General features: G+C 64.6%; 14 protein-coding genes. 4 read left to right on the top strand and 10 right to left on the bottom strand.

All coding sequences use genetic code 11. The features are described 5' to 3' along the window. Together kynU and kynB are read right to left on the bottom strand one after the other, a co-directional pair. Entirely contained in the window at positions 1–1,251 is a 1,251-nt protein-coding gene (gene kynU, locus HV711_RS12240; protein ID WP_035480949.1) for a kynureninase, read from the bottom strand. 61 nt (positions 1,252–1,312) lie between these two features. Beyond that, the gene (kynB, locus tag HV711_RS12235; RefSeq protein ID WP_028360957.1) at positions 1,313–1,951 is read right to left on the bottom strand and encodes an arylformamidase; all 639 of its coding nucleotides are present in this window, start codon (positions 1,949–1,951) and stop codon (positions 1,313–1,315) included. A 128-nt stretch (positions 1,952–2,079) separates the two neighbouring features. Here kynB and HV711_RS12230 point away from each other — a divergent pair, with 128 nt between their 5' ends. Next, the gene (locus HV711_RS12230) at positions 2,080–2,595 is read left to right on the top strand and encodes an Lrp/AsnC family transcriptional regulator (protein WP_035480946.1); all 516 of its coding nucleotides are present in this window, start codon (positions 2,080–2,082) and stop codon (positions 2,593–2,595) included. Between the two features lie 116 nt (positions 2,596–2,711). On the opposite strand, the gene HV711_RS12225 is transcribed toward HV711_RS12230, so the two are convergent. Further along, positions 2,712–3,221, bottom strand: coding sequence for a flavin reductase family protein (locus tag HV711_RS12225; RefSeq protein WP_013589469.1), 510 nt, complete (start codon positions 3,219–3,221; stop codon positions 2,712–2,714). A gap of 256 nt (positions 3,222–3,477) precedes the next feature. Between HV711_RS12225 and msrA the strand changes: the two genes are divergently transcribed. After that, the gene (msrA, locus tag HV711_RS12220) at positions 3,478–4,026 is read left to right on the top strand and encodes a peptide-methionine (S)-S-oxide reductase MsrA (protein ID WP_035480945.1); all 549 of its coding nucleotides are present in this window, start codon (positions 3,478–3,480) and stop codon (positions 4,024–4,026) included. Positions 4,027–4,042: 16 nt separating this feature from the next. Here msrA and HV711_RS12215 read toward each other — a convergent pair whose 3' ends face one another. From HV711_RS12215 to pdxH, 3 genes are all read right to left on the bottom strand, one after another. Beyond that, a complete protein-coding gene (locus tag HV711_RS12215; RefSeq protein WP_035480942.1) occupies positions 4,043–5,467 on the bottom strand; it encodes a DUF72 domain-containing protein in 1,425 nt (474 codons plus the stop codon). Positions 5,468–5,538: 71 nt separating this feature from the next. Then, entirely contained in the window at positions 5,539–6,753 is a 1,215-nt protein-coding gene (locus HV711_RS12210) for a class I SAM-dependent methyltransferase (RefSeq protein WP_035480940.1), read from the bottom strand. Positions 6,754–6,894: 141 nt separating this feature from the next. Beyond that, on the bottom strand, positions 6,895–7,536 hold the full coding sequence (gene pdxH, locus HV711_RS12205; RefSeq protein ID WP_013589465.1) for a pyridoxamine 5'-phosphate oxidase: 642 nt from the start codon (positions 7,534–7,536) through the stop codon (positions 6,895–6,897). 221 nt (positions 7,537–7,757) lie between these two features. Between pdxH and tcdA the strand changes: the two genes are divergently transcribed. Next, entirely contained in the window at positions 7,758–8,609 is an 852-nt protein-coding gene (gene tcdA / locus HV711_RS12200) for a tRNA cyclic N6-threonylcarbamoyladenosine(37) synthase TcdA (RefSeq protein ID WP_035480937.1), read from the top strand. Between the two features lie 55 nt (positions 8,610–8,664). Here the strand turns inward: tcdA and trxA are convergent, their stop codons facing one another. Both trxA and HV711_RS12190 read right to left on the bottom strand, forming a co-directional pair. Continuing rightward, the gene (gene trxA, locus HV711_RS12195) at positions 8,665–9,513 is read right to left on the bottom strand and encodes a thioredoxin (RefSeq protein ID WP_028360954.1); all 849 of its coding nucleotides are present in this window, start codon (positions 9,511–9,513) and stop codon (positions 8,665–8,667) included. Positions 9,514–9,614: 101 nt separating this feature from the next. Next, a complete protein-coding gene (locus tag HV711_RS12190) occupies positions 9,615–10,490 on the bottom strand; it encodes a pirin family protein (RefSeq protein ID WP_015003623.1) in 876 nt (291 codons plus the stop codon). Positions 10,491–10,659: 169 nt separating this feature from the next. On the opposite strand from HV711_RS12190, the gene HV711_RS12185 reads away from it, so the two are divergent. Further along, positions 10,660–11,541, top strand: a complete 882-nt coding sequence (locus HV711_RS12185; RefSeq protein ID WP_013589459.1) for an O-acetylserine/cysteine exporter — start codon at positions 10,660–10,662, stop codon at positions 11,539–11,541. A gap of 85 nt (positions 11,542–11,626) precedes the next feature. Here HV711_RS12185 and HV711_RS12180 read toward each other — a convergent pair whose 3' ends face one another. Together HV711_RS12180 and tsaE are read right to left on the bottom strand one after the other, a co-directional pair. Then, complete coding sequence (locus HV711_RS12180; RefSeq protein ID WP_035480935.1) at positions 11,627–13,228, bottom strand: N-acetylmuramoyl-L-alanine amidase; 1,602 nt, start codon at positions 13,226–13,228, stop codon at positions 11,627–11,629. Beyond that, positions 13,210–13,782 (bottom strand): tRNA (adenosine(37)-N6)-threonylcarbamoyltransferase complex ATPase subunit type 1 TsaE, encoded by a 573-nt coding sequence (gene tsaE, locus HV711_RS12175; protein ID WP_035480933.1) that lies wholly within the window; start codon positions 13,780–13,782, stop codon positions 13,210–13,212. Before tsaE ends, HV711_RS12180 begins: the two co-directional genes overlap by 19 nt. Between the last annotated feature and the right edge of the window lie 10 nt (positions 13,783–13,792).

The following is a 13,792-nucleotide window of genomic DNA, read 5'->3' as shown; positions in this document are numbered from 1 at the left end:
TCAGGTCACGGCGCCGCGTGCGGCAAATTCGGGCGCGCGCCAGGTCTCGCGCGCGAGCACGTCGCGCAAGGTTTCGACGGCGTCCCAGACATCGACGAAGCGCGTATAGAGCGGCGTAAAGCCGAAGCGCAGCACATGCGGCTCGCGATAATCGCCGATCACGCCGCGCGCAATCAACGCCTGCATCACCTCATAGCCATGCGGATGTTCAAAGCTCGCATGCGAGCCGCGCTGCGAATGCGCGCGCGGCGTGACGAGCTTCAGCGGAAACTCGCTGCAACGCTTTTCCACCAGCTCGATAAAGAGATCGGTCAGCGCGAGCGACTTGCGGCGGATCGCCTGCATGTCGGTCTGCAGGAACACGTCGAGCCCGCATTCGACGAGCGCCATCGACACCATCGGCTGCGTGCCGCACAGATAGCGGCCTACGCCCGGGTCCGGACGATACGTCGGGTCCATCTCGAACGGCGCGGCATGTCCCCACCAGCCGGAAAGCGGCTGCGCAAAATCGTTCTGATGCCGCTTCGGCACCCACACGAACGCGGGCGAGCCGGGGCCGCCGTTCAGATATTTGTAGGTGCAACCGACGGCATAGTCCGCGCCGACGCCATTCAGGTCGACCGGCACCGCGCCGGCGGAATGCGCGAGGTCCCATAGCGCGAGCGCGCCGTTGTCGTGAATCAGCTTGGTCAGCGCGGCCATGTCGTGCATGTAGCCGGTGCGGTAGTTCACGTGCGTGATCATCGCGATGGCGGTGTCGTCGCCGATCGCCTCGGGAAGTTCTGACGGATCGTCGACGAGACGCAGTTCATAGCCGCGGTCCAGTTGCTCGATCAGCCCCTGCGCGATGTACAGATCCGACGGAAAATTCGAACGCTCGGAGACGATCACGCGGCGCCTCGGGTCGCGCGCATGGGCGAGCCGCAGCGCGGCGGACAGCACTTTGAACAGGTTGATCGAAATGGTATCGGTGACGACCACTTCGTTGTCCGCCGCGCCGATCAGCGGCGCGAGCTTGTTGCCGAGACGGCGGGGCAGCGCAAACCAGCCCGCGGCATTCCAGCTGCGGATCAGTCCTTCGCCCCACTCGGCGGCGATCACGGTCTGCGCGCGCTGCGCGGCGGCGGCCGGCGGCACGCCGAGCGAATTGCCGTCCAGATAGATGGTGGTCGGCGACAGCGCGAACTGGTCGCGCAATGTCGCGAGCGGGTCGGCGCCGTCCAGCGCCAGGGCTTCTTCGCGGTGATTCATGGTGGGTCTCGTTCGTTCGCGGATTACGGATTACGGATTGCCGATGGGGGCGGATGGAAAATCAGTGCGTGTCGGGCAGCGCGCGCAGGACCGCGCGCACCGGGCTCGCGTCGAGCGTGGTCAGCTTGAGCGGCAGCGCGATCAGTTCGTAGTCGCCGGGCGCGACCTCGTCGAGGACGATGCCTTCGAGAATTGCCATGCCGTGCGCGCGAATGCGATGGTGCGCGTCCATCGTCTTCGACTCCTGAGGATCGAGCGACGGCGTGTCGATGCCGATCAGCTTCACCCCGCGCGCCGCGAGCAGGTCGATGGTTTCCGGCGCGACCGCGCAAAAGCCGCTGTCCCACGTCGCGTTCGGTGCGTTTTTGTAAGTGCGTAGTAAGAGTCGCGGCGGCACATCGGCCAGCGCGTCCTGCAGGTGTTGTGGCGTCACAACAGGTGACGCGCCGATGCAATGAACGACGCGGCATCGTCCGAGATACGCGTCGAGCGGCACGTGGCCGATCGCGGCACCTGCGGCGTCGTAGTGCAACGGCGCGTCGGTATGCGCGCCGGTGTGCGGCGAGAGCGTGAGCCGCGCGACGTTGACGGGCGAGCCGGCCTCGATTCGCCAGACGCGCTCGATGCCCACCGGCGTGTCGCCCGGCCAGACGGGCGTCGCCGTATCGACGGCGGGCGTGATGTCCCAGAGTGTTTGCATGTCCGCACTGAAGTGGATGTCTATACGGAATGATAGGTGGCCGGCCGCGAAATGTGATTGCGAAAAAATCTCCTTCTTGCCCCGCTCTTGGAACATAATTTGAGTCAAATGGGAAAGGGAGACCGAATATGAACGCAATCTCGCTCGACGCCACCGATTGCCGTATCTTGACGGTGCTTCAGCAGGAAGGACGAATCAGCAATCTCGATCTCGCGGAACGCATTTCGCTGTCGCCGTCGGCGTGTCTGCGGCGCTTGCGTCTATTGGAGGAGCAGGGCGTGATCGAGCACTATCGCGCCTGTCTGAACCGCGAGGTGCTGGGCTTCGAACTGGAGGCGTTCGTGCAGGTCTCCATGCGCAACGAACAGCAGAACTGGCACGAGCGCTTTGCCGAGGCGCTGCGCGACTGGCCGGAAGTGGTGGGCGCTTTTGTGGTGACGGGCGAGACGCATTATCTGCTGCGCATTCTCGCGCACAACCTCAAGCATTATTCGGATTTTGTGCTGCAGCGTCTTTACAAGGCGCCGGGCGTTCTGGATATCCGCTCGAATATCGTGCTGCAGACCTTGAAGGAAGATTCCGGCGTGCCCGTTTCGCTGGTCACGCGCACGGGCACGCACGGCGCGCCGCACAACGATCGCTGAGGCGCCGCGGCGCTGGCCGGGCGGCCCTCCTGGCGCAGAGCGCCTTCCTGCGCTTTCCCGGCGGGCCGTGGCTGCGGCCGCCGAGACAGCGGCTCAGACCGGGCGGCGCGTGCCGCCTACAGCGGCTTTAATCCGTGAAACTGGCCGTTCTGGAAAACCAGCGGCGCAATCTGAGCGGCATTCTCGTGCACGCCGCAACGCTCCACCTCGCCGACAAAAATCACGTGATCGCCTTCTTCATAACGGCTACGGTTATGACATTCGAACCACGCGAGCGCGCCGTCGAGCACCGGCATGCCGCTGTCGCCCGCCGCGTGCGACACGCCTTCGAAGCGGTCGCCTTTCAACGTGGCAAAGCGCTTGCATAAATCGAGCTGCGACGCGGCCAGCACATTCACGACATAGTGGCTGTTCGCGCGAAACACCGACATGGACGCCGAGCGCGTCGCGAGACTCCACAGCACGAGCGGCGGGTCGAGCGAAACCGAGTTGAACGAGCTGGCGGTGATGCCGATCAATTGTCCCGACGGCGCTCGCGTTGTAATCACGGTGACGCCGGTGGCGAATTGGCTGAGCGCCTGCCGGAAGGCGGGCTGGTCGAAGTTGGGCGGACTGGCTTGCTTCATTACGCGCAAGCCGCCGGTGCGTGGTGGCCGAAAGCCGCGCTGGAGCGCTCGCGCGCACGGCGGAAAACAGATGATTCGAAAGTCATAGTGAAAATCGTCGATTTGTCCCAATTTTAACTGCAATTGCGGCGCACGGGCCGCGACGCAACCGGCGCATCGCAAAACCGGCTAAGCTGGAACGCTACGCCGATGGCACGGGCGTTGCGGCAAAGCGGAAGCGGCATCGGCCGATCACGAGTTTGAAGGAGCGAGCAGCATGAGTCAGACAGGCGAAATCGCCACTTTGGGTGGTGGGTGTTTCTGGTGCCTCGAAGCGGTCTATCTGGGCGTCGACGGTGTGAACTCGGTGGAATCGGGCTATGCGGGCGGTCACACGCAGCATCCGAGCTATGAACAGGTGTGCGACGGCGACACGGGCCATGCCGAAGTGGTCAAGGTCGACTTCGATCCGTCAAAAATCAGCTACCGCGAGATTCTGGAGATTTTTTTCGCCATCCACGATCCGACGCAGCTGAACCGGCAAGGTAACGACGTCGGCACGCAATATCGCTCGGTCATCTTCACGCACTCCGACGCGCAGCGGGAGGCGGCCTTGCAGGCGATCCGCGAAATCGGCGCGGAAGGCATCTACGACGGGCAGATTGTCACGCAGGTCTTGCCGCTCGACGGCAATTACTGGCCGGCCGAAGCCTATCATCAGAACTATTTCGCGCAGCACCCGAATCAGGGCTATTGCTCGTTCGTGGTCGCACCGAAGGTCGCGAAGTTCCGTCAGAAGTTCGCGCAGCGGATCAAGGCGGGCTGAGCGGCCTACGGCACTTTCATGCAGGCGCGTGCGCCTGCTCGTGCGCGAGCCGCGCGTACGCTTCTACGATCTCGCGCGCCAGTTCGATACAGCTGAGCGGCGCCGAGCCTTCCGCCTTGTTGTTGACCGCGATCACCACCGGCTGGCCGGCAAGCGCATAGCGCGCGGCCAGTTCGGCGAGCGACGCGCGGGTGGCCGGATCGCGGTCGACGAGCTTGTCGAACGGCTCATACTTCGCCTTGGCCTGCTCGTATTTGAAACCGCCGTGCAGACTCCAGCGCACGATGAGCGGACCCGCCGGCTCGCCGTCCAGCAGCGCGAGGGCGGCCGCCTGCCGCAGCGGATCCGGCATCCGCGCATGAATGCCCACGCAATAGCGCACGCCAGCCGCTTTCAGCGTACGAATGAAGCGCGGCGTCAGCAAACTCGCGTCACGGATTTCAACGGCGTAGCAGGTTCCGTCAGGCAGCTTCGGTAGCGCCGTCAGAAAATCGCCCAGCCGTTCGATGAACGCCGCGGGCCGCGCCAGCATCTGGTCGGCCAGCGGCGAAAGCTGGAACACCAGCGCGCCGGCCTTCGCACCGAGACCTTCGAGACACGGCGTGACGAACTCGTCGATCGCCATTTGCGCGTTCAGAAAGCACGGATTCAGCGATACCGGCTCGCCGCGTTCGGCACGCACGGTGGCGTCGGTGATGGTCATCGGCGCCTTGACGATGAAGCGAAAATGCTCCGGCACCTGCTGCGCGTAGCGCAGGTATTCGGTGACAGTCAGCGCCTGATAGAACGACCGGTCGATGCTCACCGTTTTGAGCAGCGGATGCGCGCCGTAGGCCGTGAGGCCGTCGCGCGAGAGCTTGCTGTTGCTGTAGTCGTCGCCGTAGACGATGCCGTTCCAGCCGGGAAACGACCAGGTGGAGGTCCCGAGGTGCACTTGCGACGGCAGTTGCGTGGCGAGCGTGAGCACGTCCGGCGAGGGTGGTGCGGGAAGAACGTCGCGCGTGCGGCGTTTTTGGGGCGCTTCCACGGCGACGGCGGCGGGCGCGCCGCTTTGCGCAGCGGACTGCGGCGGTTCGTCTTCCTGCCAGAGGGACGTGGCCCCAGCCGCTTTCGAGCGGGCAGCGCGCCGGCTTCCAGCTTGGGGCGGCTCCGCCGAAGACGGCGCGGTGCTTTTTTCTCGCGGCGGTGCATCGGCCCGGGGGGCGGTCCGGGTGTCGGCCCGGGTGTCGCTCCCAATGCCAGCCCGGGAAGGCTTCGCACGGGCCTCGGCTTGCGGCAGAGCGGCCGGCGGCGCTTGCACCGGCGTCCCGAAGAGATCGAACTGTATCGCTTCGCTCGAAGCTGCCGCTTGCACTTCTCGTGCCTCTTGCGCCTCTGCTCGACATGGCGCATCGGCCTTGCCGGGCGTCTCGGTAACTTCGCTTGTCCTGCTCTGGCCCATCGAGATTCGACCTGCTGTTCAGTGGTGCGCACCGCGGCGGCACGCTCGTGCACGACGCCGCGTCGCTTGCCTCACAGCGGCTTTTCGTACATGTAGCGGCGCGACCACGGCAAGGTTTTCGCGCTGCGGCCGGCCTTGCGGCAGACGACCTGATAGATGGAGACGTCGTCGTTTTCGAATGCGTACGCGCAGCCGGCGAGATACACGCGCCAGATGCGGAATTTTTCGTCGTCGACGAGCTTGCGGGCTTCTTCCGCGTGCGCCTCGAAATTTTCCGCCCAGATGTCGAGCGTGTGCGCATAGTGACGGCGCAGGCTTTCCACGTCAACCGCTTCGAGGCCGCCGCGCTGCATGGACTCGAGCGCGAGGCTGATATGCGGCAGTTCGCCGTCCGGGAACACATAACGGTCGATAAACTCGCCGCCGCCGAGCGCCGTCTCGCCGCTGTCGGCGTCACTCGACGTAATGCCGTGATTCATGGCGATGCCGTCGTCGGCGAGCAGATCGTGCATTTTCCTGAAGTAGCCGGGCAGATTCTTGCGGCCGACGTGCTCGAACATGCCCACGCTCGTGATGCGGTCGAACTGACCCTCGACGTCGCGATAATCCTGCAGACGAATCTCGATCTGATTCTCGAGACCGGCGGCTTTCACGCGCGCGGTGGCGAGATCGAACTGGTTTTGCGACAGCGTCACGCCCACGCATTGCGCGCCGAATTTCTGCGCCGCGCGCAGCACGAGCGCGCCCCACCCGCAGCCGATGTCGAGCAGGCGCTGCCCCGGCTGCAACTGGATCTTGGTGAGGATGTGGTCGATTTTCTTGAGCTGCGCGGTGGCGAGGTCTTCGTCGCCGTTCTCGAAGTAAGCGCACGAGTACACCATGTTATCGTCGAGCCAAAGCTTGTAGAACTCGTTCGAGACGTCGTAGTGGTACTGGATCGCTTTTCTATCGGACGCCTTGGAGTGCTGGAAATAGCGCCGCACCCGCGCGAGCTTGCTCGCACTGTTGACCGTGTTGCGCGCGAGCTGATAACCGACGTTGATGATGTCCGAGAGCTTGCCCTCGATGTCGATCTTGCCCTTGACGTACGCCTCGCCCAGATTGTCGAGGCTCGGTTCGAGCAGATAAGGCAGCGCCGTTGCGCTCTTGACGTGCAGCGTGACCTGAGGCGCGGCGAAGCGCCCGAAATCGTGCTGCTGGCCGTCCCACAGCACGAGACGTGCCGGTAAGTCAGCCTTGGTTTTGACTTCTTCCACCCACTGCGCCAGCTTTTTCTCCCAGAACATGCGATTTCTCCGTGTCCGTTGAATTAAAGCAAAGCTTGTGCAGACCGCAGCCCGGTGCGGCGCAACTCGGATGCCGCCAGATGCAATCCATGCCGCGCGCTGCTGCGTCGCCAACGCGCCGGCGATGCTGCTGTTTCTGATTCAGGGCGACAGACGGCAGATCTGCCAGTCGCTGGTTTCGCTCGCGCGCGTGTAGAGCAGGCGGTCATGGAGACGCGACGGCCGCCCTTGCCAGAATTCGATTGCTTCGGGCACCAAACGATAGCCGCCCCAATGCGGCGGACGCGGCGGTTCTTCGCCGTATTGCAGGCGCATTTCGCGTTCGCGGGTTTCGAGCTGCGAACGGCTTTCAATCACCTGACTCTGGTTGGACGCCCACGCGCCGATGCGCGAGCCGAGCGGACGCGACGCAAAATAGGCGTCGCTTTCCTCCGCGCTCGCTTTGACGACGCGCCCTTCGATGCGCACCTGGCGCTCCAGCTCGATCCAGTAGAACAGCAGGCTTGCGTACGGATTCGCTGCCAGCTCGCGGCCCTTGCGGCTTTCGTAGTTGGTGAAGAACACAAAGCCGCGCTCGTCCACACCCTTGATCAACACAATGCGCGCCGACGGACGGCCGCGCGAGTCGACGGTGGCGAGCGTCATGGTGTTCGGCTCGGGCAGTTTCGCCTCGACAGCCTGTTGAAACCAGACATCGAATTGTCGGAACGGATTGCGGTCCACATCGCCGATGTCCAGAGAACCCAGCGAATAGTTTTTTCGAAGTTCGGCGAGTGAGGTCATGTTCTTATGCGCACGCTACAGTCAGGCCAGTATAGCTAAGGCGCCAATTTTTTGCGCGCAGGCAGATCAAGCGCCAAGGCTTCTGCGCGCGCTTCGCGGTCAATGTCCCGGCCGGTTTCAGGGGAATTGTCCCTGCCATGCGAATCGATACGTTCAGGCAAAATACGGACTGCGCGCGCTCGACGCGCGCTCTGTTTTCCGCCCGTTCAACGAGTTCCATCATGTCGACCACCGCGCAATCCGATCTTACTACCAGCCTCCACGGCGGCGAAACCGCCGACCACGCGCGGCGCTTCGGCGGCATTGCACGTCTGTACGGCGCGCCGGCGCTCGCCGCTTTCGAAGGCGCGCATGTAGCGGTGATCGGCATCGGCGGAGTCGGCTCGTGGGTCGCGGAGGCGCTGGCGCGCAGCGCCGTCGGCACGCTGACGCTGATCGATCTCGACAACGTGGCGGAGAGCAACACGAACCGGCAGATTCAAGCGCTCGACGGCAACTACGGAAAACCGAAGGTCGAAGCGATGGCCGAGCGCATCGCCGCCATCAATCCGGCTTGCGACGTGCGGCTCATCGAAGACTTCGTCGAGCCCGATAATTTCGCGGCGACGCTCGGCGGCGGCTTCGACTATGTGATCGATGCGATCGACAGCGTGCGCACCAAGACTGCGCTGATTGCGTGGTGCGTCGAGCGCAAGCAGCCGTTGATCACGATTGGCGGCGCGGGCGGCCAGCTCGATCCGACGCGCATTCGCATCGACGATCTGGCGTTGACGATTCAGGACCCGTTACTCTCCAAGGTGCGCGGTCAGTTGCGCAAGCAGCACGGTTTCCCGCGCGGGCCGAAAGCAAAGTTCAAGGTGAGCGCGGTGTATTCGGACGAGCCGCTCATTTATCCGGAAGCCGCTGTCTGCGATATGGATGAGGAAGCGGAGCACGTCACGACGTCGCCCGGACATACCGGGCCGGTGGGCCTGAACTGCGCGGGCTTCGGTTCGAGCGTGTGCGTGACGGCGAGCTTCGGATTCGCCGCGGCCGCGCATGTACTGCGGGCCTTGGCGAAAGAGGCGCGGTAGCGCGCGTCTGGCGTGCGCCTCGCATGCGCGACCCGCGCGAGAGAGGCTAGGCGGCTCAGTACAGCGCGGCGCTCAGCTTACGCCGCCATTGCGAAACCAGCTCCGGCTGATGCGCGGCGAGATCGAACACTGAAAGCATCGTCTTACGGCCGATATCGTCGCGGAACGTGCGGTCGCGCTGCACGATCGCAAGCAGGTGCTCCAGCGCGCCTGCGTATTTGCGGTGAGCGATCAGCGCGCTCGCCAGATCGAAGCGCGCTTCCAGGTCGTCCGGATGACTGGCCACGCGGGCTTCCAGTGCGTCGGTCGGCGGGAGGTCGGCGGCGGCGTCCACCGCGTCGAGGCGCGTCTTGATCGCGTTGAAGCGCGCGTCGATGCCTTGCGTCGTCTTCGGCGACAGCAGATCCACTTCGTTGCGGGCTTCGTCGATGCGGTTGTCGTCGAGGAGCATTTCGATGCGGTCGAGGCGCGCTTCGTCGAAACCCGGGTCGAATGCAAGCGCGGCTTGCAACGCCTCGTACGCGTCTTGGCGCCGGCCCTCGGCAAGCGCGGCCTGCGCCTCGACGCGCGCCGCGTCCGCGCCTTGCGGCACGAGCCGTTCGATGAATTCGCGCAGTTGCCCTTCAGGCAGCACGCCGACGAACTGGTCGACGGGCCGGCCGTCCGCGAACGCCATGACGTGCGGAATGCTGCGCACCTGGAAGTGCGCGGCGAGTTCCTGATTCTCGTCGACGTTCACCTTGACGAGCTTCCATTTGCCGCCGGCTTCTGCTTCGAGTTTTTCCAGCATTGGGCCGAGCGTCTTGCAGGGGCCGCACCAGGGCGCCCAGAAATCGACCAGCACAGGGGCCAGTGTCGACGCCGCGATGACGTCCTTTTCGAATGTGGCCAGAGTGGTGTCCATTGCATCCTCGTCGATAAAACGGTTGGTCTGTTACATGGGGCCGAACGGCGCGGATTCAATGCGCGTCGCGCCGCCTGCCGCCACCGCCGTCATTTCCGCCGTCATTTCTTTTGCGGCAGCGGAATCCATTCGGTTTCGCCCGGCACCTGGCCCATTTCCTGATTCGTCCACGCCAGTTTCGCGGCTTCGATTTTCTCGCGGGAACTCGCGACAAAATTCCATTCGATAAAGCGCTCGCCGTCCAGCTTCTCGCCGCCGAGCACCATCACGCGCGCGCCGTGCGTGCTCGCCAGCGTGACGGTTTCGTCGAGCGCGAGCACGGCCATCTGGCCGACTTCGAGCGGCGTGCCGTCGATTTCCAGATCGCCTTCCACGAGGTAGACGCCGCGTTCCTCGTGCTCCGGTTCCAGCGCAAACGCGCTGCCCGGCGCGAACTCGCCTGCCACATAGAGCGTGCCGGAAAACGTGCTGACGGGCGAGCTTTCGCCGAAGGCCGTGCCCGCGATGACGCGCAGTGTGACGCCGTTGCGCTCGACGACCGGCAGCGTGCTCGCGGCGTGATGCGCGAACGAGGGCTCCACGTCTTCGTCTTCGAGCGGCAGCGCGACCCACGTCTGAATGCCGTGGATGGTCTGGCCGTTCGCGCGGTCTTCGGCGGGTGTGCGCTCCGAGTGGACGATGCCGCGTCCGGCCGTCATCCAGTTGACGTCGCCGGGGACGATTTTCTGCTCGGAGCCGAGACTGTCCCGATGCATGATCGCGCCTTCGAACAGGAAGGTCACCGTGGCAAGGCCGATATGCGGATGCGGACGCACGTCGAGGCCGACGCCGGGCGCGAGCGTCGCGGGGCCCATGTGGTCGAAGAAAATGAAAGGTCCGATCAGACGGGCGGCCATTGCCGGCAGCACACGGCGCACAGTCAGACTGCCGACATCGCGCAGATGCGGTTTGAGAACTGCCTTGATGGAAGAGGACATGGGCGGGCTCGGCTGAGAAGGGAAGAGGCTTTAGGGAAAGATTCTACTGCGGCAGGCGAAACGACGAGTTTTCACCGGCACCGTCGTCCGGAAACCCGTAGGGCGGGTGATCCCGTGCCGCGCCGCCCTCCGCTAAACTGACGGGTTCAATACTCAATTGGAGACGGGGATGTCGCCCAAAGATCTGCTGCTCGCGCTGGTCGTCGTGATCGCGTGGGGCGTCAATTTCGTCGTGATCAAGGTGGGCTTGCATGGCGTGCCGCCCATGCTGCTCGGGGCGCTGCGCTTCTCGCTCGCGGCAGTGCCGGCCGTATTTTTCGTCAAGCGCCCGCAATTGCCGTGGCGCTGGCTGCTTGCCTACGGCCTCACCATTTCATTCGGGCAGTTCGCGTTTCTGTTTTCCGCGATGTATGTGGGCATGCCGGCCGGGCTAGCGTCGCTCGTTCTGCAGGCGCAGGCTTTTTTCACGCTGATCTTCGCCGCGTTGTTCCTGCACGAGCGCTTTCGCTTGCCGAATGTCGTCGGCTTGCTGATCGCGGCCGCCGGGCTCGCCGTCATCGGCATGCAGGGCGGCCATGCCATGACGCTCGCCGGCTTTCTGCTCACGCTGTGCGCCGCGTGCTCGTGGGCGCTCGGCAACATCGTCACGAAAAAGGTCGGCAAGGTGGATCTGGTGGGGCTCGTGGTGTGGGGCAGCCTGATCCCGCCGCTGCCGTTCTTCGCGCTGTCTTATGCGTTCGAAGGTCCGCAGCGGATTGCCGCCGCGCTATCCGGCATCAGCGCGATGTCGATTTTCGCGATCGTTTATCTCGCGTTTATCGCCACGCTGCTCGGCTATGGCTTGTGGAGCCGCCTGCTGGCGCGCCACCCGGCGAGCCAGGTCGCGCCGTTTTCGCTGCTGGTGCCGATTGTGGGCCTCGCGTCCGCGTCCGTCTTTCTCGACGAACATCTGTCCGGAGCGCAGGTTGCCGGTGCGCTGCTGGTCATGGCGGGGCTGGCCGTGAATGTGTTCGGCGGCTGGGTCGTGCAGCGCCTGTCGCCCGCGCGCTGAATCGCTGCATGAAACGACAAACGGCCGCATTGCTGCGGCCGTTTGTCGTTGCATTGTCCGGCGGCGCATGCGCTTTGCGCGCCCCCTAGGTCATACGGTTTTTCGCAAGCGGCGGATTTGCCGCGAAATAGCGCTTGATGCCGTTCATGATCGCGTCCGCCATTTTGTCGCGATACGCGTCGTCGTTCAGGCGCCGCTCCTCGTCCGGATTACTGATGAACGCCGTTTCCACGAGGATGGACGGAATATCCGGCGCCTTCAGCACGGCAAAACCGGCCTGTTCGACGGAACCCTTGTGCAGCTTGTTGATGCCGCCAATTTCCTTCAGCACGAAGTTGCCGTAGCGCATCGAATCGCGAATCTGTGCAGTGGTGGACATGTCGAACAGCGCGCGGTTCACGGTGGCGTCGGCGGATTTGATGTTGATGCCGCCAATCTGGTCCGACGAGTTTTCCTTATTCGCCATCCAGCGCGCGGCCGCGCTCGAGGCGCCATGCTCCGACAACGCGAACACCGACGAACCGCGCGCCTCGGGCGTGGTGAACGCGTCCGCGTGAATGGACACGAACAGGTCCGCGCCGACGCGCTGCGCCTTCTGCACCCGCACGTTCAGCGGCACGAAGAAGTCGGCGTCGCGCGTCATCATGGCGCGCATGTTGGGCTGAGCGTCGATCTTGGCCCGCAGCTTCTTCGCGATGTCGAGCGCGACATGCTTTTCGTAAGTGCCCGAGCCGCCGATCGCGCCCGGGTCCTCGCCGCCATGTCCCGGGTCGATCGCGACGGTCAACAGGCGCACCGTGTTGCTCTTGCCGGACTTCGGCGTGGTGAACGCGTAGGTATCCTCGCCGCTGTCCTCGTTGCCGGGACTGCCGGAGCTGTTCGCGCTGCTGCCGCTGCCCTTGTTGCGGGCGAGCGCACTGGGCGGCGTGGCCGGCGCGCCGGGCGCCGACGGCTTGGCGATGATCGGCGGCAAGGAGGGCGACCCGGACGGCACTCCCCCGTGCGCCGGCGGATGCGGCACGGCCTGTGCGGAGCCGTTGCCGCCGTTCTGCGCATAGCGCTCGAAGAACACTTCGCTGTTGTCGGCGAGCGGCGGCGTCGTGCCCGGGCCGCTCAACGTGGCGGGCGGCGCACTGTTTTCTTCGTTCAGCGTTTGCTGCTTGCGCTCGCTTTGCGCGAGCAGTTCCATCAACGGATCGGGCGCGACGGCCGGATACAGGTCGAACACGAGCCGGTACTTGTACGCGCCGACGGGCGGCAACGTGAAGACCTGCGGCTTCACCGAGCCCTTCAGGTCGAACACCATGCGCACGACGTGCGGCTGGAACTGCCCGACCCGCACCGATTGAATCTGCGGATCGTTCGGGGTGATCTTCGAGACGAGGTCTTTCAGCGCCTGGTCCAGATCGAGACCGCTCAGGTCGACCACGAGCCGGTCCGGGCTCTGCAGCAACTGCTGCGCGTTCTGCAGAGGCTGATCGGATTCGATCGTCACGCGCGTGTAGTCGCGCGCGGGCCACACGCGCACGCCGAGCACCGAGCTGGCCCGCGCGAGACGCGGCGCGACGAGGCCCAGCACGAGGGTGGACGCGCCCGCGCGGAGAATCTGCCGGCGCCGCCAGTTATGCGTGGCGGTGGCCGCCGATTCGATCGAGCGGAACGGTTTGATCAACATCTTTCGAGACATGCCTTTCCTGTTTCGCTGTATGCCCGTGCGACGAGTACGCGGCCGTCGCCTTCGCTCGCCAGGTCGAGCGAGAAGACGAGATCCGGCACGCCGAGTAGCACGCCCGCGCGCTGCGGCCATTCGACGAGGCACACTGCGCCGCTGTCGAAATACTCGCGAAAGCCTGCGTCGGCCCATTCGGCCGGATCGGTGAATCTGTACAGATCGAAGTGGTAAAGCGCGAGTTCCCCGGCCGGCCGTTCCAGCACATAGGGCTCGACGAGCGTGTACGTCGGACTGCGCACGCGGCCGGTGTGACCGAGGCCGCGCAAGGTGGCGCGCACGAGTGTGGTTTTGCCGGCGCCGAGGTCGCCGACCAGTTGGACTTGTAGACCGTGGAATGCCTCAGCGTTGAGCTCCCCGCGCTCGCCTTCCTGAGCAAAGGCCACGCTTTCGATAGCCCGTGCGAAGCGCTCGCCGAATGCGAGTGTGGCGGCTTCGTCCGCGAACGCGAAAAAGCGTTCGAGCAGAACTTCGGCGGGCGGCGCGATCGCGCGATCGGGATGGTCAGGCATTCTCGTAAAA

Source organism: Paraburkholderia phenoliruptrix (assembly GCF_902859825.1).
GTDB lineage: Bacteria > Pseudomonadota > Gammaproteobacteria > Burkholderiales > Burkholderiaceae > Paraburkholderia > Paraburkholderia phenoliruptrix.
The sequence above is the reverse complement of the archived record's forward strand: the minus strand, read 5'-3'. Positions and strand labels throughout refer to the sequence as shown.

What these genes read in the sequence shown, in the direction of transcription:
- kynU (WP_035480949.1), bottom strand. Translation starts at nt 1,251, where the DNA reads ATGAATCACCGCGAAGAAGCCCTGGCGCTGGACGGCGCCGACCCGCTC.
- kynB (WP_028360957.1), bottom strand. Translation starts at nt 1,951, where the DNA reads ATGCAAACACTCTGGGACATCACGCCCGCCGTCGATACGGCGACGCCC.
- HV711_RS12230 (WP_035480946.1), top strand. Translation starts at nt 2,080, where the DNA reads ATGAACGCAATCTCGCTCGACGCCACCGATTGCCGTATCTTGACGGTG.
- HV711_RS12225 (WP_013589469.1), bottom strand. Translation starts at nt 3,221, where the DNA reads ATGAAGCAAGCCAGTCCGCCCAACTTCGACCAGCCCGCCTTCCGGCAG.
- msrA (WP_035480945.1), top strand. Translation starts at nt 3,478, where the DNA reads ATGAGTCAGACAGGCGAAATCGCCACTTTGGGTGGTGGGTGTTTCTGG.
- HV711_RS12215 (WP_035480942.1), bottom strand. Translation starts at nt 5,467, where the DNA reads ATGGGCCAGAGCAGGACAAGCGAAGTTACCGAGACGCCCGGCAAGGCC.
- HV711_RS12210 (WP_035480940.1), bottom strand. Translation starts at nt 6,753, where the DNA reads ATGTTCTGGGAGAAAAAGCTGGCGCAGTGGGTGGAAGAAGTCAAAACC.
- pdxH (WP_013589465.1), bottom strand. Translation starts at nt 7,536, where the DNA reads ATGACCTCACTCGCCGAACTTCGAAAAAACTATTCGCTGGGTTCTCTG.
- tcdA (WP_035480937.1), top strand. Translation starts at nt 7,758, where the DNA reads ATGTCGACCACCGCGCAATCCGATCTTACTACCAGCCTCCACGGCGGC.
- trxA (WP_028360954.1), bottom strand. Translation starts at nt 9,513, where the DNA reads ATGGACACCACTCTGGCCACATTCGAAAAGGACGTCATCGCGGCGTCG.
- HV711_RS12190 (WP_015003623.1), bottom strand. Translation starts at nt 10,490, where the DNA reads ATGTCCTCTTCCATCAAGGCAGTTCTCAAACCGCATCTGCGCGATGTC.
- HV711_RS12185 (WP_013589459.1), top strand. Translation starts at nt 10,660, where the DNA reads ATGTCGCCCAAAGATCTGCTGCTCGCGCTGGTCGTCGTGATCGCGTGG.
- HV711_RS12180 (WP_035480935.1), bottom strand. Translation starts at nt 13,228, where the DNA reads ATGTCTCGAAAGATGTTGATCAAACCGTTCCGCTCGATCGAATCGGCG.
- tsaE (WP_035480933.1), bottom strand. Translation starts at nt 13,782, where the DNA reads ATGCCTGACCATCCCGATCGCGCGATCGCGCCGCCCGCCGAAGTTCTG.